Origin of the sequence: Streptomyces purpurascens (assembly GCF_045040895.1) — a bacterium.
GTDB lineage: Bacteria > Actinomycetota > Actinomycetes > Streptomycetales > Streptomycetaceae > Streptomyces > Streptomyces purpurascens.
Window position 1 is genome coordinate 275,461 of the sequence record NZ_CP108341.1, and the last position, 20,492, is coordinate 295,952.

Annotated in this window: 22 protein-coding genes; 14 read left to right on the forward strand and 8 right to left on the reverse strand. The window is 72.6% G+C overall.

Going from position 1 to position 20,492, the window contains the following annotated elements; all coding sequences use genetic code 11:
* Positions 1 to 119: 119 nt before the first annotated feature.
* From OHU35_RS01315 to OHU35_RS01345, 7 genes are all read left to right on the forward strand, one after another.
* Complete coding sequence (locus OHU35_RS01315; RefSeq protein ID WP_189725434.1) at positions 120 to 1,007, forward strand: STAS domain-containing protein; 888 nt, start codon at positions 120 to 122, stop codon at positions 1,005 to 1,007.
* The gene (locus OHU35_RS01320) at positions 1,004 to 1,423 is read left to right on the forward strand and encodes an STAS domain-containing protein (RefSeq protein WP_189725433.1); all 420 of its coding nucleotides are present in this window, start codon (positions 1,004 to 1,006) and stop codon (positions 1,421 to 1,423) included. The genes OHU35_RS01315 and OHU35_RS01320 overlap by 4 nt, the downstream gene beginning before the upstream one ends.
* Positions 1,423 to 1,863, forward strand: a complete 441-nt coding sequence (locus OHU35_RS01325) for an anti-sigma regulatory factor (RefSeq protein ID WP_359894415.1) — start codon at positions 1,423 to 1,425, stop codon at positions 1,861 to 1,863. Before OHU35_RS01320 ends, OHU35_RS01325 begins: the two co-directional genes overlap by 1 nt.
* Positions 1,863 to 3,092, forward strand: coding sequence for a SpoIIE family protein phosphatase (locus OHU35_RS01330; protein ID WP_405504237.1), 1,230 nt, complete (start codon positions 1,863 to 1,865; stop codon positions 3,090 to 3,092). Before OHU35_RS01325 ends, OHU35_RS01330 begins: the two co-directional genes overlap by 1 nt.
* Positions 3,089 to 4,819: a SpoIIE family protein phosphatase gene (locus tag OHU35_RS01335; protein WP_359894419.1), complete on the forward strand. Its 1,731-nt coding sequence runs from the start codon at positions 3,089 to 3,091 to the stop codon at positions 4,817 to 4,819. Before OHU35_RS01330 ends, OHU35_RS01335 begins: the two co-directional genes overlap by 4 nt.
* A gap of 230 nt (positions 4,820 to 5,049) precedes the next feature.
* Positions 5,050 to 6,423 (forward strand): NAD(P)/FAD-dependent oxidoreductase, encoded by a 1,374-nt coding sequence (locus OHU35_RS01340; protein ID WP_189725430.1) that lies wholly within the window; start codon positions 5,050 to 5,052, stop codon positions 6,421 to 6,423.
* 83 nt (positions 6,424 to 6,506) lie between these two features.
* Positions 6,507 to 8,750, forward strand: coding sequence for an FUSC family protein (locus tag OHU35_RS01345; RefSeq protein WP_189725429.1), 2,244 nt, complete (start codon positions 6,507 to 6,509; stop codon positions 8,748 to 8,750).
* A 12-nt stretch (positions 8,751 to 8,762) separates the two neighbouring features.
* Here the strand turns inward: OHU35_RS01345 and OHU35_RS01350 are convergent, their stop codons facing one another.
* From OHU35_RS01350 to OHU35_RS01370, 5 genes are all read right to left on the reverse strand, one after another.
* Complete coding sequence (locus tag OHU35_RS01350; RefSeq protein ID WP_184586420.1) at positions 8,763 to 9,197, reverse strand: hypothetical protein; 435 nt, start codon at positions 9,195 to 9,197, stop codon at positions 8,763 to 8,765.
* 28 nt (positions 9,198 to 9,225) lie between these two features.
* Positions 9,226 to 10,065 (reverse strand): DUF1206 domain-containing protein, encoded by an 840-nt coding sequence (locus OHU35_RS01355; protein ID WP_189725428.1) that lies wholly within the window; start codon positions 10,063 to 10,065, stop codon positions 9,226 to 9,228.
* A 168-nt stretch (positions 10,066 to 10,233) separates the two neighbouring features.
* Complete coding sequence (locus OHU35_RS01360) at positions 10,234 to 10,470, reverse strand: DUF5133 domain-containing protein (RefSeq protein ID WP_189725427.1); 237 nt, start codon at positions 10,468 to 10,470, stop codon at positions 10,234 to 10,236.
* Between the two features lie 29 nt (positions 10,471 to 10,499).
* Positions 10,500 to 11,363: a SigB/SigF/SigG family RNA polymerase sigma factor gene (locus OHU35_RS01365; protein WP_189725426.1), complete on the reverse strand. Its 864-nt coding sequence runs from the start codon at positions 11,361 to 11,363 to the stop codon at positions 10,500 to 10,502.
* A gap of 201 nt (positions 11,364 to 11,564) precedes the next feature.
* Positions 11,565 to 11,999, reverse strand: coding sequence for an ATP-binding protein (locus OHU35_RS01370; protein WP_189725425.1), 435 nt, complete (start codon positions 11,997 to 11,999; stop codon positions 11,565 to 11,567).
* 275 nt (positions 12,000 to 12,274) lie between these two features.
* Between OHU35_RS01370 and OHU35_RS01375 the strand changes: the two genes are divergently transcribed.
* The 3 genes from OHU35_RS01375 (at position 12,275) to OHU35_RS01385 (ending at position 14,681) form a co-directional block, all read left to right on the forward strand.
* A complete protein-coding gene (locus tag OHU35_RS01375; RefSeq protein ID WP_189725424.1) occupies positions 12,275 to 12,496 on the forward strand; it encodes a hypothetical protein in 222 nt (73 codons plus the stop codon).
* Between the two features lie 19 nt (positions 12,497 to 12,515).
* A complete protein-coding gene (locus tag OHU35_RS01380) occupies positions 12,516 to 13,952 on the forward strand; it encodes an aminotransferase class I/II-fold pyridoxal phosphate-dependent enzyme (protein ID WP_405504242.1) in 1,437 nt (478 codons plus the stop codon).
* A 273-nt stretch (positions 13,953 to 14,225) separates the two neighbouring features.
* Entirely contained in the window at positions 14,226 to 14,681 is a 456-nt protein-coding gene (locus OHU35_RS01385; protein ID WP_189725423.1) for a cyclic nucleotide-binding domain-containing protein, read from the forward strand.
* A 4-nt stretch (positions 14,682 to 14,685) separates the two neighbouring features.
* Here the strand turns inward: OHU35_RS01385 and OHU35_RS01390 are convergent, their stop codons facing one another.
* Positions 14,686 to 15,978: an MFS transporter gene (locus OHU35_RS01390; RefSeq protein WP_359894424.1), complete on the reverse strand. Its 1,293-nt coding sequence runs from the start codon at positions 15,976 to 15,978 to the stop codon at positions 14,686 to 14,688.
* A gap of 83 nt (positions 15,979 to 16,061) precedes the next feature.
* On the reverse strand, positions 16,062 to 16,679 hold the full coding sequence (locus tag OHU35_RS01395; protein ID WP_359894426.1) for a LysE/ArgO family amino acid transporter: 618 nt from the start codon (positions 16,677 to 16,679) through the stop codon (positions 16,062 to 16,064).
* 69 nt (positions 16,680 to 16,748) lie between these two features.
* On the opposite strand from OHU35_RS01395, the gene OHU35_RS01400 reads away from it, so the two are divergent.
* The gene (locus OHU35_RS01400; RefSeq protein ID WP_229873053.1) at positions 16,749 to 17,657 is read left to right on the forward strand and encodes a LysR family transcriptional regulator ArgP; all 909 of its coding nucleotides are present in this window, start codon (positions 16,749 to 16,751) and stop codon (positions 17,655 to 17,657) included.
* Between the two features lie 11 nt (positions 17,658 to 17,668).
* Here OHU35_RS01400 and OHU35_RS01405 read toward each other — a convergent pair whose 3' ends face one another.
* Positions 17,669 to 18,376, reverse strand: a complete 708-nt coding sequence (locus tag OHU35_RS01405; RefSeq protein ID WP_189725420.1) for a TetR/AcrR family transcriptional regulator — start codon at positions 18,374 to 18,376, stop codon at positions 17,669 to 17,671.
* 103 nt (positions 18,377 to 18,479) lie between these two features.
* Here OHU35_RS01405 and OHU35_RS01410 point away from each other — a divergent pair, with 103 nt between their 5' ends.
* From OHU35_RS01410 to OHU35_RS01420, 3 genes are all read left to right on the forward strand, one after another.
* Positions 18,480 to 19,697 carry a saccharopine dehydrogenase family protein gene (locus tag OHU35_RS01410; protein ID WP_405504246.1) on the forward strand — a complete coding sequence of 406 codons (1,218 nt, stop codon included), beginning with the start codon at positions 18,480 to 18,482 and terminating at the stop codon, positions 19,695 to 19,697.
* 102 nt (positions 19,698 to 19,799) lie between these two features.
* On the forward strand, positions 19,800 to 20,051 hold the full coding sequence (locus OHU35_RS01415) for a WhiB family transcriptional regulator (RefSeq protein WP_184586444.1): 252 nt from the start codon (positions 19,800 to 19,802) through the stop codon (positions 20,049 to 20,051).
* A gap of 74 nt (positions 20,052 to 20,125) precedes the next feature.
* A complete protein-coding gene (locus tag OHU35_RS01420) occupies positions 20,126 to 20,476 on the forward strand; it encodes a DUF488 domain-containing protein (protein ID WP_189725418.1) in 351 nt (116 codons plus the stop codon).
* Positions 20,477 to 20,492: the final 16 nt, after the last annotated feature.

Sequence of the window (20,492 nt, forward strand, 5' to 3'; positions counted from 1 at the left end):
GATCCGGTGTCGTACGAGGTCGGGGCATGGTTAGAGTTGTCGCCCGGCAAGTGTGATCATGCCGTTCTCGTTTCCCGAAGCGGGCTCGGTCGACGCAACGCGGAAGAGGAGAGAACCAGGTGCCGGAGCACGAAGCGGACGGACAGCTCGAAACGCCCACCCGGGAGGTCAGGGACTTCCTGCACCGCCGGCGGGAACAGATCGCCCAGCGGTGGGCGGACGAGCCCCTGTTCCGCACCGTGTTCACCGTCTCGCGCGACGAGGCGGTGGAAGCGGGCAAGGCCGTCGTGGACGCGCTGGCCCAGGTGGCCGACTCGGACCAGGTGGAGGACCCGGACTCCGCGGGGTTCAGCGGGGTGCGGGAGCAGCTGGCCCGGATGGGCGCGGCGCGCTCCCGTGCCGGGCTGTCCAACACCCAGGTGTCCAGCGAGCTGGCCGCCCTGCGGCCGCCCATCGAGAACCTGCTGGCCGCAGATCTGGAGCAGGCGCCGCCCGAGCACCTGCGGGCGTGTTCTACGACGCTGACCGTGCTGATGGGCACCCTGCGGCTGGTGGCCATGCAGACGGCGCTGAGCGAGTGGGAGGCGCTCAGCGACCGGCAGCGGCTGCAGCTGATGGAGGTGGCCACGCCCGTCATCCGGCTGTGGGACGGCATCGTGGCCGTGCCGCTGATCGGGACGCTCGACAGCGCGCGCAGCCAGGTGGTCATGGAGACGCTGCTGGACGCCGTCGTCGACCAGCACGCCCGGTTCGCGATCCTGGACATCACCGGCGTGCCCACGGTCGACTCCCTGGTGGCGCAGCACCTGATGAAGACGGTGGCCGCCGCGCGGCTGATGGGCGCCGAGTGCATCGTCTCCGGCATCCGTCCCGCCATCGCGCAGACCATGGTCCACCTCGGTCTGGACCTGGACGTGATCACCCGCGCGAACCTCGCCGATGCCCTGGGGTACGCGCTGCACCAGCTCGGCGCCGACATCGTGAACGCGGGTGCGGGACAGCGGTGAGCGACGCCTACCTCCGTCCCGTCACGGGCCATGTGCCGGTCCTGCGGCTCGGCGACGTCCTCCTGGTCACGCTCCAGGGGGACCTGCACGACAGCATGGCGCAGCAGCTCCAGCAGGACCTCGCGGAGACCATCTCCCGCACCGGGGTGCGCGGTGTCCTCATCGACATCTCCGGCGTGGAGATCGTCGACTCCTTCCTCGGCCGGGTGCTGGCCGAGATCGCCGCGCAGGCCAAGCTGCTGGCCGCGCGGACCGTGGTGGCCGGCATGCGCCCGGCGGTCGCCATCACCCTGGTGGAACTGGGGCTGACGCTGCCGGGGCTGCTCACCGCGCTCAGCGCCGAGGCGGGCATGGAACTCCTCGCGCAGCAGAAGCCGGTGACCCGTCCCGGCGGCCCGCGTCAGGAGAGTCCGTGATGCACACTGCCGCGGGCGTGGAGGCCTGCCTGCCCATCCGGTCGGACCTGGACCTGGTGTGGGTGCGACAGCACGTACGGCAGGCCGCGGCCCAGCTCGGCTTCGGCCTGGTGGCGCAGACCAAGCTGGTCACCGCGGCCAGTGAGCTGGCCCGCAACACCCTCGTGCACGGCGGTGGCGGGCAGATGGAGGCGACGCACGTCAGCAGCACGGGTGCGCAGGGCCTGCGGCTGGCCTTCACCGACGAGGGACCGGGCATCGCCGACCTGGACCGGGCACTCAGCGACGGCTACACCTCCGGCGGCGGGCTGGGGATGGGACTGAGCGGCGCGCGGCGCCTGGTGCACGACTTCCACATCGACAGCACACCGGGCGACGGCACCACCGTGCGGGTGACCTGCTGGGTGGCCCAGCCGCCGCGTCCACGCGAGGAGGCCTGATGCCGCGCGTATGGGACGTCCCGGTGCGCGACTCGACGCGGGTGCGCGACGCGCGGGTCGCCGCGGAGGACGCGGCCGCGCTGGCCGGTCTCGACGAGCGGCGCACCGCGGCCGCCGCGCTGGTGGCGACCGAACTCGCCACGAATCTACTCAAGCACGCCGAGGGTGGTCAGGTGCTCATCGACGTCGTGGCGTCGCCCGTGCTGCGGGAGGGACGTGAGGAGTCCCGGGTCGTGCAGATCGCCGCGATCGACCACGGCCCGGGCATTCCCGACGTGCCCGCTGCGCTGCGCGACGGTTTCTCCACGACCCGCTCGCTCGGTGCGGGCCTCGGCACGTGTCTGCGTCTCGCCGACGACTTCGGCCTGCACAGCAGGTCCGGCCGCGGCACGGTCGCGGTGGCCCGTGTGGGCGCGACGCCTCGCGGCGACGGCACGCCCGCCGGACCGGCCGTGCGCGTGCGGGCCGACGGGGTCTCGGGGAGCTGGAGCGAGCTGCCCGGGCCCGGCACGCAGGGTGGTGCCGTTCCGGGGTGGTCCGGCGACGGGCCCGGGGACGGCGGTGTCCCCGGGCGTGAAGGGCGGCCCAGCACGGCGGACGACAGCCCCGCGCCCGTCGCCGCTGTGCGGGCCGGAGGCGTGAACATCCCCTACGCCGGAGCCGAGTGCTCGGGCGACGCCTGGGCGTGGGTGCGGGCCGGGGAGCGGGTGACGCTGATGCTGGCGGACGGTCTGGGGCACGGTCCGGAGGCCGCTCGTGCCTCGTCCACCGCGGTCGTGGCGCTGCACCGCTGGGCCCACCTCTCCCCCGCCGAGGTGCTGCGGCAACTGCACGACGCGCTGAAGGGCACCCGGGGCGCGGCCGTCGCCGTGGCCCAGCTCGACCTGCGGGCCGGGCGGCTGCGGTTCGCCGGCATCGGGAACGTGGGGGCGCGGCTGCGCACGGACGGCACCTGGCGTCATCTGCTGTCGCGGCCCGGCATCGTCGGCGTCCACCGGCCCGGCACCCTCCGCGAGGAGGAGGCCGACTGGGCGGACGACCGGCTGCTGATCCTGCACACCGACGGCCTGCCCAGCCGCTGGACGCCGCCGTCCGAGGTTGGCCTGCCCGCGGCCGACCCGGCCGTGACGGCCGCCGTGACGATACGTGACGCGAGCAGTCCCGCCCGGCCGGTGCGGGACGACACCGCCGTGGCCGTGCTGACTCCGACCCCGCCGGAACGCCCATGATGCGCACTTGGCAGATCACCACCGTCACCGATGCGGCACGCGCCCGCATCGCCCTCGCGCGCCTGGCCGCCGCGTACGGTGTGCCCACCGTCGAACGGACGAGGCTGGCCGCCGCCCTCAGCGCCCACCTGCGCCAGTGCCTCACCAAGGGCGGCACGTGGCTGCTCACCACGGACCTGGCCGGCTCCCCCGCCGAGGAGGGGCTGCTGCACGCCGTGGTGACCCCGTCGCCGGACGCGTCCGCCGCGGCCGGGGAGCCGCCGTGGGAGGTCGCGGTCCCCTGCCCCGAGGCGGCCCGGGCCGGGGAGAGCGGCACCGTGGCCGATGACCCGGCCGCCCTCGCGGAGGCGCTGCTCGGTGCCGACGAGGACACGGCCGTGGTGCTGGACAAGCTCACCGAGCAGGAGGACCTGGTCTCCTTCCACCGCGAGGAGCTGCACCAGACGAACCAGGGCGTCCTGGCGCTGCACGCGGAGCTGGACGCGGCCGGGCGGGCCCAGCGCGAGGCCTTCGCCGCCGAGCGCAGCGCACGCAACGAGGCGGAGAGCGCCCGCCGCAGGCTGACGTTCCTCGCGGACGCGAGTGCCGTGCTGACGGCTTCGCTGAACCACGAGGAGATCGTGCGCCGGCTGCCGGACCTGCTGGTGCCGGAGTACGCGCGCAGTGTCGACATCTGGCTGTTCGACCACGAGGACGACCGGCACGGGTCGGCGCCGCATCCGGCCGCCGCCGTGGTCGCGGCCCGGACCGGCCGGCCCCAGTACGCCGCCGACCATCCCGGTGGCCTGCCCGGCGTCGAGGACCAGCCGCCGTCGGCGCTGGATCCCGGGCGGCCGTTGCTGTGCATCCCGCTGCCGACGCGGCGGGCGCCGCTGGGAGTCCTGACCCTGTCGCCGCCCGGTGCGCGCTGGGACCCGGACGACGCGGTGATGCTGATCGAGCTGACCCGGCGGGCCAGCATCGCGATCGACAACGCCCGGCGCTTCGAGCACAACCGCGACATCGCCGAGACGCTGCAGCGCGCCCTGCTCACGGACCTGCCGACGACGCCGGGCCTGAGTCTGGCCGCACGGTATCTGCCCGCCACGCACGGGATGAACATCGGCGGTGACTGGTACGACGCGTTCCGCCAGCGGGACGGCGGTCTCATCACCGTCATCGGCGATGTGACGGGGCACGGGCTGCACGCTGCCGTCATGATGAGCCAGCTGCGCACCGCGCTGCGGGCGTACGCCGTCGACGGCGACAGCCCGGGCCGGCTGCTGACCCGGCTGCACCGGTTCCTGCACCATCTGCAGCCCGACCTGTACGCCACCGCCGTCATCGCGCGCTTCCACCCGGACGAACCCACCCTGACGTGGGCCGCCGCGGGCCATCCACCGCCGGTGCTGCGGCTGCCCGACGGGACCGTGCGCACGCTCGACGCCAAACCCGGCGCCATGCTCGGCATCCCGCTCACCCAGGAGATCGCCGACCACACGGAGCATGTGGAGCCCGGCTCGACGCTCGCGCTGTACACGGACGGGCTGGTGGAGCGGCGCGCGCAGGGCATAGACCCGGGCATCGAGCGGCTGGCCACGGCGCTCGGCGGGTTCCGGTCCGCGGAGCTGGACGCGGATCTGGAGGGCTCGGCGGACCGGATCCTGCATCCGCTGCTGAGCGATTCCGAGCGCGACGACGACGTGTGCCTGTTGCTGTGTCATCTCCAAGGGGACGCCACATCCTGACGGCGCGGTCCGGCCGGCGCCCGGCCGGCCGTGCCTTGCACGCGTTCTTCACTCCCGCCTGGTGCTTTTCGGCCACCGGACGGGCATGGTGGTGATCGACGCGTTCGTCTGCCTGCCGCGTCCGACTGGCGTCCCGGTCGGACACGCGGTGGGATCGAAGGGGTGCGAACCAGCGATCCAGGGGCAGTCGAAAGGCGTTCGAGGCAGACCGCCTGGAGCCGCAGAAAGGGATGAACACCGTGACACGACCCAGGATCCTGGTGGTTGGCGCAGGCTTCGCCGGCGTGGAGTGCGTCCGCCGTCTGGAACGGAAACTCTCCCCGGACGAGGCCGACGTCACGCTGGTGACGCCGTTCGCCTACCAGCTCTACCTGCCGCTGCTTCCCCAGGTCGCCTCCGGCGTGCTGACGCCGCAGTCGATCGCCGTCTCCCTGCGCCGCAGCAAGAAGTACCGCACGCGCATCATTCCGGGCGGGGCCATCGGCGTCGACCTGAAGTCCAAGGTCTGCGTCATCCGCACCATCACCGACCAGATCGTCAACGAGCCGTACGACTACATCGTGCTGGCCCCCGGCAGCATCACCCGTACCTTCGACATCCCCGGTCTGACGGACCACGCGTTCGGGATGAAGACGCTCGCCGAGGCGGCGTACATCCGTGACCACGTCATCTCGCAGCTGGATCTGGCCGACGCGAGCCAGGACCCGGACGAGCGGGCCTCGCGGCTGCAGTTCGTCGTGGTCGGCGGCGGCTACGCGGGCACCGAGACCGCGGCCTGCCTGCAGCGCCTGACGCACGCCGCCGTGAAGCGCTATCCGCGGCTGGACCCGGGGCTGATCAAGTGGCATCTGATCGACATCGCGCCGAAGCTGATGCCGGAGCTCGGCGACAAGCTCGGCAGCAGCGCACAGGAGATCCTGCGCCGGCGGGGCATCGAGATCTCCCTGGGCACCTCCATCGCCAAGGCGGGCCCCGAGGAGGTCACCTTCACCGACGGCCGGGTGATCCCGACCCGCACGCTCATCTGGACCGCCGGGGTCGTCGCCAGCCCCCTCATCGCCACGCTCGGCGCCGAGACGGTCAAGGGACGGCTCGCGGTCGCCCCCGAGATGAACCTGCCGGGCAACGACGGGGTGTTCGCGCTCGGCGACTCGGCCGCCGTACCCGACCTGGCCAAGGGCGACGACGGCGCCATGTGCCCGCCCACCGCGCAGCACGCCCTGCGGCAGGGCAAGCATGTGGCCGACAACGTCATCGCGGCGCTGCGGGGACAGTCGATGCAGCGCTACGTCCACAAGGACCTCGGGCTCGTCGTCGACCTCGGCGGCACCGACGCCGTCTCCAAGCCGCTGGGCATCGAACTGCGCGGCCTGCCCGCCCAGGCCGTCGCCCGCGGCTACCACTGGTCGGCCCTGCGCACCAACGTGGCCAAGACTCGGGTGATGACGAACTGGCTGCTCAACGCGGTGGCCGGCGACGACTTCGTACGGACCGGCTTCCAGACCCGCAAGGCCGCCCGGCTGAAGGACTTCGAGTACACCGACGCCTATCTGACGCCGGAACAGGTGCGGGAGCACATCGAGGGGACCGGTCGGCAGGCCTAGTCGGGGCCGAAGGGGATCTTCCGATTCCGGCATGACATGCTGAGATGCGGATCTTGAGGTGAGTCGGGAGAGAGTGCGGCGGCGTGAGGGCAGCAGGACGGTCGATGTGGACAGGACTGCGGGACCGGATCGCGGCGTCCGACCCCGGACTGCTGCGCCTGACGGCCGGGTTGCGCACGGTCGGCGCCATCACACTCACCCTGGCCGTGCTCAGCCTGTTCGGGGCCGATGTGCACCTGCTGGTGGCGGGGGCCATGGCGGCGATGGTCGCCACCTTCGCCATCCGCGAGAAGCAGCTCGGGCCCCAGGCCGTGACGCTGGCGCTGGGCCTGCCGGTGGCGCTGGCCTCCGTGTCCCTGGGCGCGGTGCTCAACGCGCGTCTCTACGTCGGTGACATCTTCTTCGTCGTCCTGATCTTCTGCGCGGTCTACGGCCGCCGGTTCGGCGACCGTGGCACCGCGCTGGGGCTGATCGGCTTCCAGATCTACTTCCTGTCCCTGTTCGTCGGCGTCACCGTCTCCTCGCTGCCCGCGCTGTGCGGCGTCATGGCCGTGGCGTTCTGCTCCAGTGCCGTGCTGCGCTTCGCGGTGGTGCCCGCGACGCCCACGGGCGTCCTGATGCGGCTGCGGCTGGCCTTCCGCGCCCGGCTGGCCCAGCTGGTGTCCGCGCAGCTCGACCTCCTCGACGCCGACGGGGACGAGATGGACAAGGCCCTGAACGCCGTGCGCGAGGGCACCGCGCGGTTGCACGAGACGGCGATGATGATCCAGGCGCAGCTGGACGAGGGCACCTCGGACGAGTCGGTGGCGCGGCTCGTGCAGCGCCGGGTCGCGGACGCGGAGATCGCCGCCGAGCGGCTCGGTCTGCTGTTGCTGACCGCCCGCAGCGCCGAGCGTGCCGACACGCTCACCCTGCACCTGCCGGGCGCGCCCGCGCCGTCGCTGAGCGCGCCGGCCGTGCCGGACGAGGCCACCGCCACGCTCCGCCGGGATCTCCAGGCGCTGCGCACCCTCGTGCTGCGGGCCGGGAGCGGCGATACGGGCACCGCGCTGGCGCACGTCCGCAACCGGCTGCTCGGCTACCGGGACGAGGAGAACCTGCCGCCCGCGCCCGCCGCCGTCCAGGACGTCTTCCGGGGCATCGGCGAGGCGGCCCGCGCGGTCATGGGGCTGCGGATCGCGCTGGACGGCCCGCAGGACGAGTCGGACGACACCCCTGCCACGGCCCGCTCCCGCGAGGAGCTGGACGCCGAGGACGCCGCGATCGACGGCGGCGGCGAAGAGCCGGCCGCCGAGGAGGAGACGGGTCTGCGGCGGCCCACCACCCGCGCCGCCGTGCAGGTCGCCGTCGGCTCGACGCTGGCCATCGTGGGCGGCGAGATGCTGTCCACACAGCGCTGGTACTGGGCGGTGCTGACCTGCTGGATCGTTTTTCTGAACACCGCCTCCACGGGCGAGATCCTGGTCAAGGGCTACCGGCGGCTGCTCGGCACGGTGTTCGGCGTCGTGGCCGGAATCGTGCTGGCGGGCCTGGTCGGGCAGAACACCTGGACGGCGTTCGCGCTGGTGCTGGTGCTGATCTTCGCGATGTTCTACTCGGCACCGTTGTCGTACACGCTGATGTCGTTCTTCGTCACGGCGATGCTGGGGCTGCTGTACACGCTGCTGCACACCTACAGCCTCGACGTGCTCGTGCTGCGGGTGGAGGAGACCGCCCTCGGTGCTGCCTGCGGCGTGGTCGCGGCGGCGCTGGTCCTGCCGGTGCGGACGGACCGCCGTACGAACGAGTTGCTCGGCACCGTGCTCGACCGGCTGGCGGACGTCACCGAGGCCGCGGTCGGGCAGCTCAGCGGCGGGCCCGCGGACGAGCTGCTGGACAAGGCGCGTGACCTGGACCAGGCGCTGGCCGACCTGCGGGCCGCCACGCAGCCGCTGACGCACCCGGTCACGCCGCTGCGGGCCCGGCGCCACACGGCCCGGTACGTGGTGGCGCTGCTGGAGACGTGCGCGTACCACGCGCGGACGCTGGCGGCGACCGCCGAGCTGCTGCCCACGCATCCCTCGATCGCGGCGGACCCGCGGTTGCGCGGGGCCGCGGCGCGTACCGTGCGCAACATCGGGACCATCGCGGCGCGGGTCGAGGACGAGCACACCGGGGCGCGGGTGGAGACCGGCCCGAGCATCGCGTCGCTGCTGGGGTCCGACGCCGGCACACCGCGCTACGGCCGGATCACCGACCGCGTGCTGCGGCACCTGGAGCGGCTGGACGAGGCCGTGGTGGGCCTGGCCCGGCCGCTGGGCGTGCCGGTGGCGGAACCCCGGGGCTGAGGCGGATACCGCTCAGAAGTCCGTGGGCAGTCCGCTCACCTCGGCGATGCCCCGGAGCTCCTCGGTCTGCCTGTGCCGTTCCTTGATGTAGTCGGCTATCTCGCCGAGGCGGTCCGGGTCGGACGCGGTGGTCGCGTCCGTGACGATCCTGACCGGGCCCGTGTCGTCGACGTCGAGTTCGACCACTTCGTTGTCGAGGCGGCCGGTGACGGCGGTGGCGATGACGAGGGCCACCTCGTCACGCACCTCTTGGGGCAGTTCGTCGCCGGCCCCTGAGTCGAGCGCGAAGTCGAGGCTGGACAGGCGCTCCTCGTCGATCGCCTCGAGGACCGGTTCCACCACGCGCATCAGGAGGCGGTAGTCCTCGGTGTCCATCCGGATGCGCAGGAGGTCCAGGTACATGTCCACGGGCCGGTCGTCGCCATGCGGAATCTCGGAATCGCTCATTGGCTCCGTGTTCCCCGCACGGCGCGGCTCAGACGCGTCGCCAGCGGGCCATCGCGAAGGAGAACACCCCGAACAGTACGAGCCCGGCCGCGACGCAGACCAGGAGCCAGGGGCCGAGGGGGGTGTCGGCGAAGGTGCGCAGGGTGTCGTCCAGGCCCTTGGCCTGGTCGGGTTCGTAGTCGATCGCGGCGCGGACGGCGAAGACACCGGCCACGGCGAACACCAGCCCGCGGGCGGCGCCGCCGGCCACACCGGTGATGTCCACCAGCCGCCGGGTGCGGGGGCCCATCTGCCCGAGCCGGAGCTTGTCGTGGTACTTGCGCAGGACCGCCCGTACGCCGATCCACCCACCCGCGGCGACGATCGCGATCCCGGCCGCGCCGACCAGCCACTGCCCGCCGGGGATCTCCAGTGCCCTGGCGGTGGCGTCCCGGGACTGCTGGTCGCTGGAGCCGCCGCCGCTCTGGTCACGGCTGGCCGCGAAGGACAGCACGGAGTAGGCGACGAAGGCGTAGAACGCGCAGCGGACCGCTGCCATCAGCCGCTTGCGGGCGCTGCGGCCGTCCTGTCCGACGGAGCCGAAGAACACCTCGGACAGCCGCCACAGGGCCATGCCGACGAGCCCGATGCCCAGGGCCCAGAGCAGGACCGCTCCGAACGGCTTCTGCGAGATGGCCGCCAGGGCTCCCCCGCGGTCGGCCTGCTCCTTCGTGTCGCCGAAGGCGATCTGCAGCGCCAGCGCGCCGACCAGCAGATAGATCACGCCCCGGGCGGCGAGTCCCGCCCGTGCCGCCCCCTCGGTCACCGAACCCCGTGCCGCCCGTCGGGCCCGGAACCGTCCGGTCTGTGCCAGCGCACTTGTGTTCATGTCAGCCTCCCGGCGTTCCGGATGCCCCGGCTCGGCGGCCACACACCCGGTCGGCCGCCGGACCAGCGCATTCCGGCCTGGATGCCCCGAGGGCCCGGCCATGGCGGGCACGTGAAAGGGCCCGGCCACGGCTGATGCCGTCGGCCGGGCCCCCTGCTCCGCCCGTGGTCAGGTGGCCAGGGCAGCGGTCTCCCGGGCCGGTGCGGGCGCGGTCGCGAGCCACCGGTGTGCGACGTCCAGGGCTCGCCCGATGTCACGGGTGCCGGTGGACACGCACAGCGTGTACGCCAGGTCGCGTGCCCGTGGACCGGACTCCGCCGGTGCGCTTGCGGACTCCGCGGCCGATAACAGTGCCTCGTACTCGTCGACGAGGCGGCGCAGCACGGCGGGATGGGGTCTGAGCATGTTGTCGTCGCTCCTCGTGGGTCGGGGGGTCAGGCCGTCGTGGAGGTGCTGCCGCTGTCCCGGGCGCCCGTCCACTGCCCCATGGCCTCGTCGCGCACGCGGGCGCAACTGCGGCTGATGAGACGGGAGACGTGCATCTGGGAGATGCCGAGGTGGTCGGCGATGCGGCTTTGCGTCATGTCCTCGAAGAAGCGCATGTAGAGAATGGCCCGTTCGCGTTCCGGCAGGCGGCGCAGGCCTTCCTTGGCGGACTCGCGGTCGACCACGACGTCGTAGGAGGCGTCCGCCGCGCCGAGGGTGTCCGCGAGGCTGTAGCCGTCGTCGTCGGCCGAGAGCTCGGCGTCCAGCGACAGGGTGCTGAAGCTCTCCAGCGCCTCGAGCCCGGCGCCGACCTCTTCCTCGGTCAGGCCGGTGCGGGCGGCGAGGTCCGCCACGGAGGGCTCGGGGCTGCCCGGGTTCTGGGTGAGTTCGCGGCGTGCCACCCGCACCTTGTTGCGCAGTTCCTGCACCCGGCGGGGGACCCGCAGGGCCCACATCCGGTCCCGGAAATGCCGCTTGACCTCGCCCGTGATGGTGGGGACGGCGTAGCTCTCGAAGGCCCCCCGGCTCGGGTCGAACCGGTCGACGGCCTTGACCAGCCCGAGAGCCGCGACCTGCTTCAGATCCTCCAGCGACTCGCCGCGGTCGCGGAAGCGGCCGGCGATGCGGTGGGCCATGGGCAGCCAGAGCGCGACGAGCTCGTCACGGACGGCCTCCCGCTCGGGGCCCTCCTCCAGTTCCGCCAGCCGGGTGAAGAGGGCCGCGGTGTCCGGGGCGTCGTCGTGCCGCCGACGGGTGGCGGTGGTCGTCGTTCCGGGCGTGCCGGGGCGGTTGGTGGGCGTGTCGATGAGCATGCGGATTCGCTCCTGACAACGGTGATTTCAGGGTCTACCGCGGGAAGGTCGCTGCCCGGATCGCCTGGAGGGCCTCCGGGGCAGTCATACCGCTCCCGCTGGCGCGCCTCCGGTCCGAAGCACGAGTTTGCGACTGCCCTGCCCCCGGTGGAACAAACTCCACTTTGCTGTGCAATCTGCCCGGGAGCCGGCACCCGGGATTCAGGCGAGGGGTACGACGGCGGTGATGCACTTGCCGCCGGCGGGCAGGTCCGAGACGCGGACGTCGCGGGAGAGCCGGCACACGATGGGCCAGCCGTGGCCCCCGTGCCGCAGCCGTCCGTGCGGATCGGTGGGCGGCGCGGTCACGGGCAGTTCGTCACTGCTGTCGCTCACCGAGACTCGCACGCCGGGGCCGTCGACGTCGACCCGGAAGTCGGTGACGCCGCCGCCGTGCAGGATCGCGTTGGTCGTCAGTTCCGAGACGACGAGCAGCGCGTCGGACAGGGCGTCCGCGTCGCACGGGGTGTGGGTGGCGCGGCAGCGTTCGGCCACGGCTCGCTCCACGGCACGGCGCGCCTCGGCGGGTTTGTACGGCCGGGCCCGGTCCGCGCCGAGCGGCCCGAATACGGATTCGATCATGTGCTCATCGCACATCCTTCAGCTCCCTGGTCGGTGAAGACGGGAAGCCGGGTCCGGCCCGCGTTCCGTAGCCGCCCGCACGGGCACGCCTGGGGCTCACGGTGCCCGCTGCTTCCTTCAACCTGCCGCGGCGTTCGTGGCGCGCACCTCCGCGAGCGCCGCGGGTCTCTTCTCTTCGGCTGACCTCTCCCCGCACCTGCAAACCTCCGGTCCGCCTCCTCCTGCCGAAAAGCGCCCGAACGGCCGCCGGTCGATGCCATCTCGGCGCGTTGCGTGGGTAGGCGGGGTGCATGACCGATGTGGTGGACTCGGACGAACTGCTGCGGCGCATCCGACGCGCGAGGACCTGCGCGTTGCGGGAGGAGCGGACGTGGCGTGCCAGGAGCGAGGAACTGGGGGCGACCGACCCGAAGGGGGCCAGGGACGCGACCGTGCGAGGGATGTCCTACGAGGCGGTGGTCAGGGTGCTGGACGAGATCCTGACTCCCGGCAAACACAGTCCGGAGGGCTGACCGGGCGGGCCCGTACCCGGTGCCGGACCGCCGCAAGGGGCATCTGTCGTTCACACCGCCCGGGCACAAGCAGGCGCGCGGCGCCGATCCGATGGTCCGGGAGGTCCTCGGAGACGCGGTGTTCCACGGCGACGTGCTGGCCTCGGGCGGTCTGGACGACCGGCTGACCCGGGGCCGGGTGCTGCGGCGGGCGCAGGAGCTGATGGCCGACGCGGTGCACGCCGAGCACACGTTCTTCAGTACGTGCGGCAGTTCCCTGTCGGTGAAGGCGGCCATGCTGTCGGTCGCGGGACCGCACGAGAAGCTGCTGATCGGGCGTGACGCGCACAAGTCGGTGGTGTCGGGGCTGATCCTGTCCGGTATCGAACCCGTCTGGGTCGTGCCCCGCTGGGACACCGAGCGGAAACTGGCCCATCCGCCGTCCGCCGAGGACTTCGAGCGGGCCTTCGAGACCCACCCGGACGCTCGGGGCGCCCTGGTCACGAGCCCCACGCCTTACGGCGGTTGCGCGGGACCTCCGCGCGATCGCCGGGGTGTGTCACCGGCGTACGCGACCGCTGATCGTGGACGAGGCGTGGGCGCGCATCTGCCGTTCCACGCCGATCTGCCGTCCTGGGCGATGGACGCGGGCGCGGACATCTGCGTGACGAGCATCCACAAGATGGGCAGCGGCCTGGAACAGGGCTCCGTCTTCCATCTGCAGGGCGACCTGGTCCCGGCGCAGCTGCTGGGGATGCGCGCGGACCTGCTCGGCACCACCAGTCCGTCAGTGCTGATCTTCGCCGGTCTGGACAGCTGGCGGCGGCAGATGGCGCTGCGCGGCGAGGAGCTGATGGGCGGCGCGCTGGGTCTCGCGGCCGAGGTCCGGTCCGCCATCGAGGAGATCGACGGGCTGCACGTCAACGACCGGCGGGACTTCTGCGGCCCGGGCCTCTCCGACGACTTCGACCCGCTGCCCGGCGTCATCGATCTCACCGGGCTCGGGATCACGGGCTTCCGGGCGGCGGACTGGCTACGCGAGCACCGGCACATCGACGCGCATCTGGTGGACCACCGCCGCATCGGCATGCAGATCACCCACGGCGACGACCGGGAGACGACCGGGCAGCTGCTGGAGGCGCTGCGCGACCTCGCGCGGGCCGCGCGGGATCTGCCCCGGGTGCCGCGGGTGGAGGTGCCGTCGCCCGCTGAGCTGCGCATGGAGCAGGTGGTGCTGCCCCGTGACGCGTTCTTCGGCCCTGCAGAGGACGCGCCGGTGGCCGAGGCGGCCGGACGGGTCGCGGCGGAGATGATCACTCCGTATCCGCCCGGTATCCCGGCCGTCCTCCCGGGTGAACGCCTCACCGAGCCGGTGCCGGCGTATCTGCGCACCGGGCCGGCGGCGGGTATGCACCTCCCCGATCCCACGGACGCGGAGCTCGATACGGTCCGGGTCGTCGCCCGGAGCGCGCGGTGACTCCGAGGTGAAACGGGTCACCCGACCCTGTCTCGGGTGCACACACGGCCCGTGGATGGTTTATCGTTCATTCATACGTGGTGGCGGAGTCGAACCCGTGGTCCTCCGTGCATCACCGCTAAACGGCCCTGGCTGGTCTCCCCCGTCCAGCCAGGGCTTTTTCATGCCCGGAGAAAGTTGTGCACGCCGAGGTGCCCTACGCCCCGCCAGCGGCTGAAATGGGCGTAGGGAGAAAGCACCGGAAGTCGACCGCCCGGCGAGGAGCTCCGCGTCATGACCAAAGCGATCAAACTCCTGACCGCCCTGCCTCCGCCGCAGCGGCAGCGTCTGATGACGCTCGCGCGGGAGGTGTCCTTCCCCGAGGACACCCGGATCTTCGAGGCGGGCGGCGCGGCCGACCGCTTCTGGGTCATCCGCTCCGGTGCGGTCTCCCTGGATCAGGAGGTCAACTCCCTGCAACGGGTGACCGTGGCCAGCCTCGGCGCGGGCGACCTGCTCGGCTGGTCCTGGCTGTTCCCTCCGCACACCTGGGACTTCGGCGCGGTGGCGTTCAGTCCCGTACGGGCCTACGAGTTCGACGCGGCGGCCGTGCTGGAGCTGTGCGAGGAGGATTCCAAGCTGGGGCTGATGCTGGTGCGGTCGGTCGCCGAGGTGCTCGCGCACCGGCTGGAGATGACCCGGGGCAAGCTGATGGAGCAGTACACACTGCACCGGCGAGGGGCCCTGTGAGACATCAGACGCGGTAGCGGCGCAGCGCCGGTACCGCCGCGGCCAGGGCCAGCATCACGACGACGACCAGCAGGCCGCCGCCCGTGACGGCGGTGCGGGGGCCGAAGGCGGAGCCCGCCGTACCGTGCAGCACGTCGGCGAGGCGCGGGCCGCCCGCCACGACGACGGTGAAGACGCCCTGCATGCGCCCGCGCATCTCGTCGGTGGCGGCGGACAGCAGGATCGCTCCCCGGAAGACCATCGAGACCATGTCGGCCACACCGGCCACGGCGAGGAACGCCACCCCGACCCACAGACTGCTGCTCAGCCCGAAGCCCGCGATGGCCACACCCCACGCGACCACCGCCCCGATGACCATCCAGCCGTGCCTGCGCGCCCGGGAGAAGGTGCCGGAGAACAGGCCGCCGAGCACGGCGCCGATGGGGATCGCCGCGAACAGCAGGCCCAGCGCGAGCCCTTCGCCGTACGGGGCGTAGGTCTGGGCGGCGAGCTGCGGGAACAGGGCGCGCGGCATGCCGAGGACCATGGCGATGATGTCGGCGAGGAACGACAGCAACAGCACGGTGTGCCCGGAGATGTAGCGGAATCCGGCGGCGATCTCCCGTACGCCCGCGCGGCGTTTTCCCGTGCCGGCCAGGGGCGGCAGCGACGGCAGCCGGTACACCGCCCACACCGTGACGCACAGGGCCAGGGCGTCGATCAGATAGAGCTCGGGCAGGCCGATCACGGGGATGAGGGCCCCGGCGAGCAGGGGGCCTGCCACCTGGCCGGTCTGCATCACCGTCGAGCCGAGGGCGCCCGCCGCGGGCAGTTCGTCCTCGGGGACCAGGCGGGCGATGGAGGCGGTGCGGGCCGGTGCGTTCAGGCCCCAGAAGGCCTGCTGCATCGCGAGCAGCACCATGAGCGCGGCGACCGACTCCAGACCGGCGAAGGCCTGGAGCCAGAACAGCAGCGAGGTGACTGCGATGCCGCTGTTGGTGATCAGCAACAGCTTGCGCCGGTCCATGCTGTCGGCGATCGCCCCGCCCCACAGCGCGAACACGATCAGGGGCACGAGGCCCGCCAGGCTCGCCGCGCCCACCCAGGCCGAGGAGCCGGTGATGTCGTAGATCTGCTTGGGCACGGCTACGGCGGTGAGCTGGCTGCCGACGGCCGTGACGATGGTCGAGCCCCACAGCCGCCGGTAGGCGGGGCGGCGCAGCGGGCGGGTGTCCATGGCCCAGCGGCGCCAGCCACGGCGCCGGGGTGCCTCCGGCGCCGGATCCCGCTCTTCCGTCCTGCTCTCGCTCGTGTCCACTCGCCGCTTCCTGGATGCTCGCTACATCTACCCGGCCGGGGATCACTATCCCACCAGCCGCCGAGCGCCCCGGAGCCGAGGTGTCAGCTTCCGGCGATGAGCGCGGCACCGAGCACGATCATGGTGGCGGCGACCAGGCCGTCCATGACGCGCCAGGCGGCGGGCTTGGCGAGGTGACGGCCGAGCAGCCGGGCGCCGAAGCCGAGTGCGGTGAACCAGCACAGGCTGGCCAGCACGGCGCCGAGGCCGAACGTCCAGCGCAGCGGGCCGTGGTCGGCGGCGACGGAGCCCAGCAGGAACACGGTGTCGAGGTAGACGTGCGGATTGAGCCAGGTCATCGCAAGGCACGTGAGCACGGCCCGGCGGCGTGATCCGGCGGCCTCCCCCTCCGCCCGCAGCGCGCCGCCGTCCGCCCGGAACACCCGGCGGGCGGCCAGGGCGCCGTAGCAGAGCAGGAACGCGCCGCCGACCCAGCCGACCGCCGTCAGCGCGCCCGGCCACGTCACCACCACCGCGCCGACCCCGCCGACCCCGAGCGTGATGAGGGCGGCGTCGGACAGGGCGCAGATGCCGACGACGGCGAGGACGGCGTCGCGGCGGATCCCCTGGCGCAGGACGAAGGCGTTCTGCGCGCCGATGGCGACGATGAGGGACAGTCCGGTGCCGAATCCCGCGGCTGCGGCGGTGATGGTGCTGGTCATGGCCTTGACGCTACGGACGGACCCGCTCCGGGTACAGCTAAAGATTCTTACGTATCATTAGCGCACGTGATGAACTCGGTGATGGCGGACCTGCCTCTGGACCAGGTGCGGACCCTGCTCGCGGTCGTGGACGAGGGCACCTTCGACGCGGCGGCGGCCGCGCTGCATGTGACGCCGTCGGCGATCAGCCAGCGCGTGAAGGCGCTGGAGCAGCGCACGGGGCGGGTCCTGCTGCTGCGGACCAAGCCGGTGCGGCCCACCGAGTCGGGCGAGGTGCTGGTGCGGCTGGCCCGCCAGGTGGCGCGGCTGGAGCGCGACGCGTACGCCGAGCTGGGTCTGAGCGGTACGGGCGAGCCGACCCGGGTCTCGGTGGCGGTGAACGCGGACTCGCTGGCCACCTGGTTCCTCGGGGTGCTCACGCGCGTGCCGGAGGAGCTGCGGCTCTACTTCGAGCTGCGCCGCGAGGACGAGGACCACACGGCGGCGCTGCTGCGGGAGGGGGTGGTGATGGCCGCGGTGACCTCGTCGCCGGACGCCGTGCCGGGCTGCTCGGTGCGGGCCCTCGGGCGGATGCGCTACGTCCCGGTGGCCGCTCCGGACTTCACCGCACGCCACCTCGGCGGCCCCTTGGAGCAGGTGCTTCTCGACGTGCCCGTCGTGACCTTCGACCGCAGGGACGACTTCCAGGACGGCTTCGTCCGGCGGCTCACCCGGGGGCGGAGCGGTGCGAGCGCGCTGCGGCACTACGTACCGACCTCGGAGGGATTCGTCGACGCGGTGGCCGCCGGACTGGGCTGGGGCCTGGTGCCCGAGGCCCAGGCGGACCCTCTGCTGCGCACCGGCAGGCTCGTCGGACTCGCCCCGGACCGGACGGTCGATGTTCCCCTGTACTGGCAGCAGTGGAAGCTCGACTCCCCGGCGCTGGCGCAGGTCGCGGAGACGGTGACGGCGACCGCCGCGGAGGCGCTGCGCGGCTGAGGCGTGCCGCCCTACTCCCCGATGCTGTCCAGCTGCGCCGCCGCGCTGTGCAGCAGCATGTCGAGGGCCGTCGGATAGGCGCTGGTCAGCATGCGGGTGGCGAGCAGGGGTGCCGCTTCCGCGATGCGGGGATGGGTGGTGGCGGGCAGGCGTGCGTACGTCGAGCGCCACATCTCCTCGTCGGCGTGCAGTGAGGCGGTGGGCAGCGCCAGCGAGGCGGCGTCGAGTGCGGCGAAGGCCAGTGTGGTGTCGACGAAGGCGTGGTAGACCCGCACCGCGTCCGGCAGCGGGAAGCCCGCCGTGCGCAGGACGTCCAGGACCGCCTCGTCGGCGGCGAGTTCGTGGGCCCGGCCCGAGACACGGCTGGCGGTGAGCACGGCCGCCTGCGGATGCGCCACGTACGCGGCGTGGATGCGCAGCCCGACGGCCCGCAGGTCCGCCCGCCACTCCCCCGTGGGCGCCCAGCCGCCGAGCGCCTGCCCGATCAGCGCGTCGCCGATGGCGAGCGTCAGGTCGTCCATGCCCCGGAAGTACCGGTAGAGCGTGCTCGGGTCGGCGTCCAGGGCCAGGCCGAGCCTGCGGGCGGTCAGTCCCGCGCTGCCGTGTTCGTGCAGCATGCGCAGCGCCGTCTCGACGATCAGCTCCTCGGACAGCACGGTGCCGCTCTTGGTGGGCCTGCGGCGGCGGCGTTTCTCCTCGGGCACCACGGGCTTCGGCACGACGGCTCCCTCCTTATGCCAACGCCATTGACCTTAAGACACAGGGCGGCGTTTCATCTCCTCAAGGGCCCGTCACGTTCTTCGCAAATAGGGAGTTTCTGTCATGCGTGTACTGCTCGTGGGCGCCGGCGGTGTGGGCGGCGCGATCACCCGTATCGCGGCCCGGCGACCGTTCTTCGAGGCGATGGTGGTGGCCGACTACGCCCCGGCCCGGGCCGAGGCGGCGGTCGACGCGCTCGGCGGCGACGGGCGGTTCACCGCCGAACAGGTGGACGCCGGCGACGATGCGGCGGTGGCCCGCCTGCTGGCGCGGCACCGCTGCGACGTCCTGCTCAACGCCACGGACCCCCGTTTCGTGATGCCCCTGTTCCGCGCGACCCGGGCCTCGGGCGCCACCTATCTCGACATGGCGATGTCGCTGTCCCACCCGCACGAGGACCGGCCGTACGCGGAGTGCGGGGTGAAGCTCGGCGACGAGCAGTTCGCGCAGGCGGCCGAATGGGAGAAGGAGGGGGTGCTGGCCCTCGTCGGCATGGGGGTGGAGCCGGGCCTGTCGGACGTCTTCGCGCGGTACGCCGCCGACGAACTCTTCGACGAGATCGAGGAGATCGGCATCCGCGACGGCGCCGACCTGACCGTCGACGGCTACGACTTCGCGCCCTCGTTCAGCATCTGGACCACCATCGAGGAATGCCTCAACCCGCCGGTCGTCTACGAGGCCGGCCGCGGCTGGTTCACCACCGCGCCCTTCAGCGAGCCCGAGGTCTTCGACTTCCCCGAGGGCATCGGCCCGGTCGAGTGCGTCAACGTGGAGCACGAGGAGGTGCTGCTCGTCCCGCGCTGGGTCGACGCCCGCCGGGTCACCTTCAAGTACGGCCTGGGCCGGGAGTTCGTGGAGACGCTGAAGACACTGCACCTGCTGGGTCTGGACCGCACCGACCCGGTGACCGTGCCGGGGCCGGACGGCCCGGTGGCGGTATCGCCCCGGGACGTGGTCGCCGCGTGCCTGCCCGACCCGGCGACCCTGGGCGAGCGGATGCACGGCAAGACGTGTGCGGGCACCTGGGTGCGGGGCGTCAAGGACGGGAAGCCGCGCGAGGTGTACCTGTACCACGTGGTCGACAACCAGTGGTCCATGACGGAGTACGGCAGCCAGGCCGTGGTGTGGCAGACCGCCGTCAACCCGGTCGTCGCGCTCGAACTCCTCGCCACCGGCGCCTGGTCCGGCACGGGCGTCCTCGGCCCGGAGGCGTTCCCGGCCGGCCCGTTCCTGGACCTGCTGACGGCCTACGGCTCGCCCTGGGGCATGCGCGAGCAGTGAACGGTTGTCCGGGCGTATTTGTTTCACGAGGCATCGACAGGTGACCCGAAAAGGAGTAAGCATCCGAACGGGCACGTTTCTACTGTGATGCAGGTGACTTCGATGGACAACTGGCGAGACCACGCTGCCTGCCGGCACGAGGACCCCGAGCTCTTCTTCCCGATCGGCACCACGGGCCCGGCCCTGCTGCAGACGGAGCAGGCCAAGTCGGTGTGCCGGCGCTGCCCCGTCCAGGAGGAGTGCCTGCAATGGGCCATGGACACGGGGCAGTCCATCGGTGTCTGGGGCGGCACGAGCGAGACGGAACGGCGTGCGCTGAAGCGGCGCGCGGCAGCCCGGCGCCGCTCCGGCTGACGTCCCTCCACCGGCCGTTCGGTGCGGCCGGGGTTACGCTCGCGGCAGACCCGTCCGTACAGAAGGGGCCGGCCATGAGCGTGCGCGTCCGCCGTGTCTACGATCCGCCCGAGCCGGACGACGGGACGCGCGTCCTGGTCGACCGGCTGTGGCCGCGGGGACTCTCGAAGGCCACGGCCCAAGTGGACGAGTGGCCGAAGGCGATCACCCCGTCGACGGAGCTGCGCCGCTGGTACCACGCGGGCGAGGCCTCCTACGAGGAGTTCGCCGGGCGGTACGAGGCGGAGCTCGCCGGCGACGAGGCCGCCGAACTCCTCGGCCGGGTGCGGGACCTGGTCCACGAGGGCGATGTGACGCTGCTGACCGCGTCCAAGACGCCGGAGCGGAGCCACGCGACGGTTCTGGCCCGCCTCCTCGAAGGCTGAGGAGGCGGGCCCGGGC

Coding starts and splice junctions, on each gene's coding strand:
- OHU35_RS01400 (WP_229873053.1), top strand. CDS start 16,749: ATGAACTCGGTGATGGCGGACCTGCCTCTGGACCAGGTGCGGACCCTG.
- OHU35_RS01335 (WP_359894419.1), top strand. CDS start 3,089: ATGATGCGCACTTGGCAGATCACCACCGTCACCGATGCGGCACGCGCC.
- OHU35_RS01410 (WP_405504246.1), top strand. CDS start 18,480: ATGCGTGTACTGCTCGTGGGCGCCGGCGGTGTGGGCGGCGCGATCACC.
- OHU35_RS01375 (WP_189725424.1), top strand. CDS start 12,275: ATGACCGATGTGGTGGACTCGGACGAACTGCTGCGGCGCATCCGACGC.
- OHU35_RS01395 (WP_359894426.1), bottom strand. CDS start 16,679: ATGACCAGCACCATCACCGCCGCAGCCGCGGGATTCGGCACCGGACTG.
- OHU35_RS01330 (WP_405504237.1), top strand. CDS start 1,863: ATGCCGCGCGTATGGGACGTCCCGGTGCGCGACTCGACGCGGGTGCGC.
- OHU35_RS01360 (WP_189725427.1), bottom strand. CDS start 10,470: ATGCTCAGACCCCATCCCGCCGTGCTGCGCCGCCTCGTCGACGAGTAC.
- OHU35_RS01350 (WP_184586420.1), bottom strand. CDS start 9,197: ATGAGCGATTCCGAGATTCCGCATGGCGACGACCGGCCCGTGGACATG.
- OHU35_RS01365 (WP_189725426.1), bottom strand. CDS start 11,363: ATGCTCATCGACACGCCCACCAACCGCCCCGGCACGCCCGGAACGACG.
- OHU35_RS01325 (WP_359894415.1), top strand. CDS start 1,423: ATGCACACTGCCGCGGGCGTGGAGGCCTGCCTGCCCATCCGGTCGGAC.
- OHU35_RS01420 (WP_189725418.1), top strand. CDS start 20,126: ATGAGCGTGCGCGTCCGCCGTGTCTACGATCCGCCCGAGCCGGACGAC.
- OHU35_RS01415 (WP_184586444.1), top strand. CDS start 19,800: ATGGACAACTGGCGAGACCACGCTGCCTGCCGGCACGAGGACCCCGAG.
- OHU35_RS01370 (WP_189725425.1), bottom strand. CDS start 11,999: ATGTGCGATGAGCACATGATCGAATCCGTATTCGGGCCGCTCGGCGCG.
- OHU35_RS01340 (WP_189725430.1), top strand. CDS start 5,050: ATGAACACCGTGACACGACCCAGGATCCTGGTGGTTGGCGCAGGCTTC.
- OHU35_RS01385 (WP_189725423.1), top strand. CDS start 14,226: ATGACCAAAGCGATCAAACTCCTGACCGCCCTGCCTCCGCCGCAGCGG.
- OHU35_RS01355 (WP_189725428.1), bottom strand. CDS start 10,065: ATGAACACAAGTGCGCTGGCACAGACCGGACGGTTCCGGGCCCGACGG.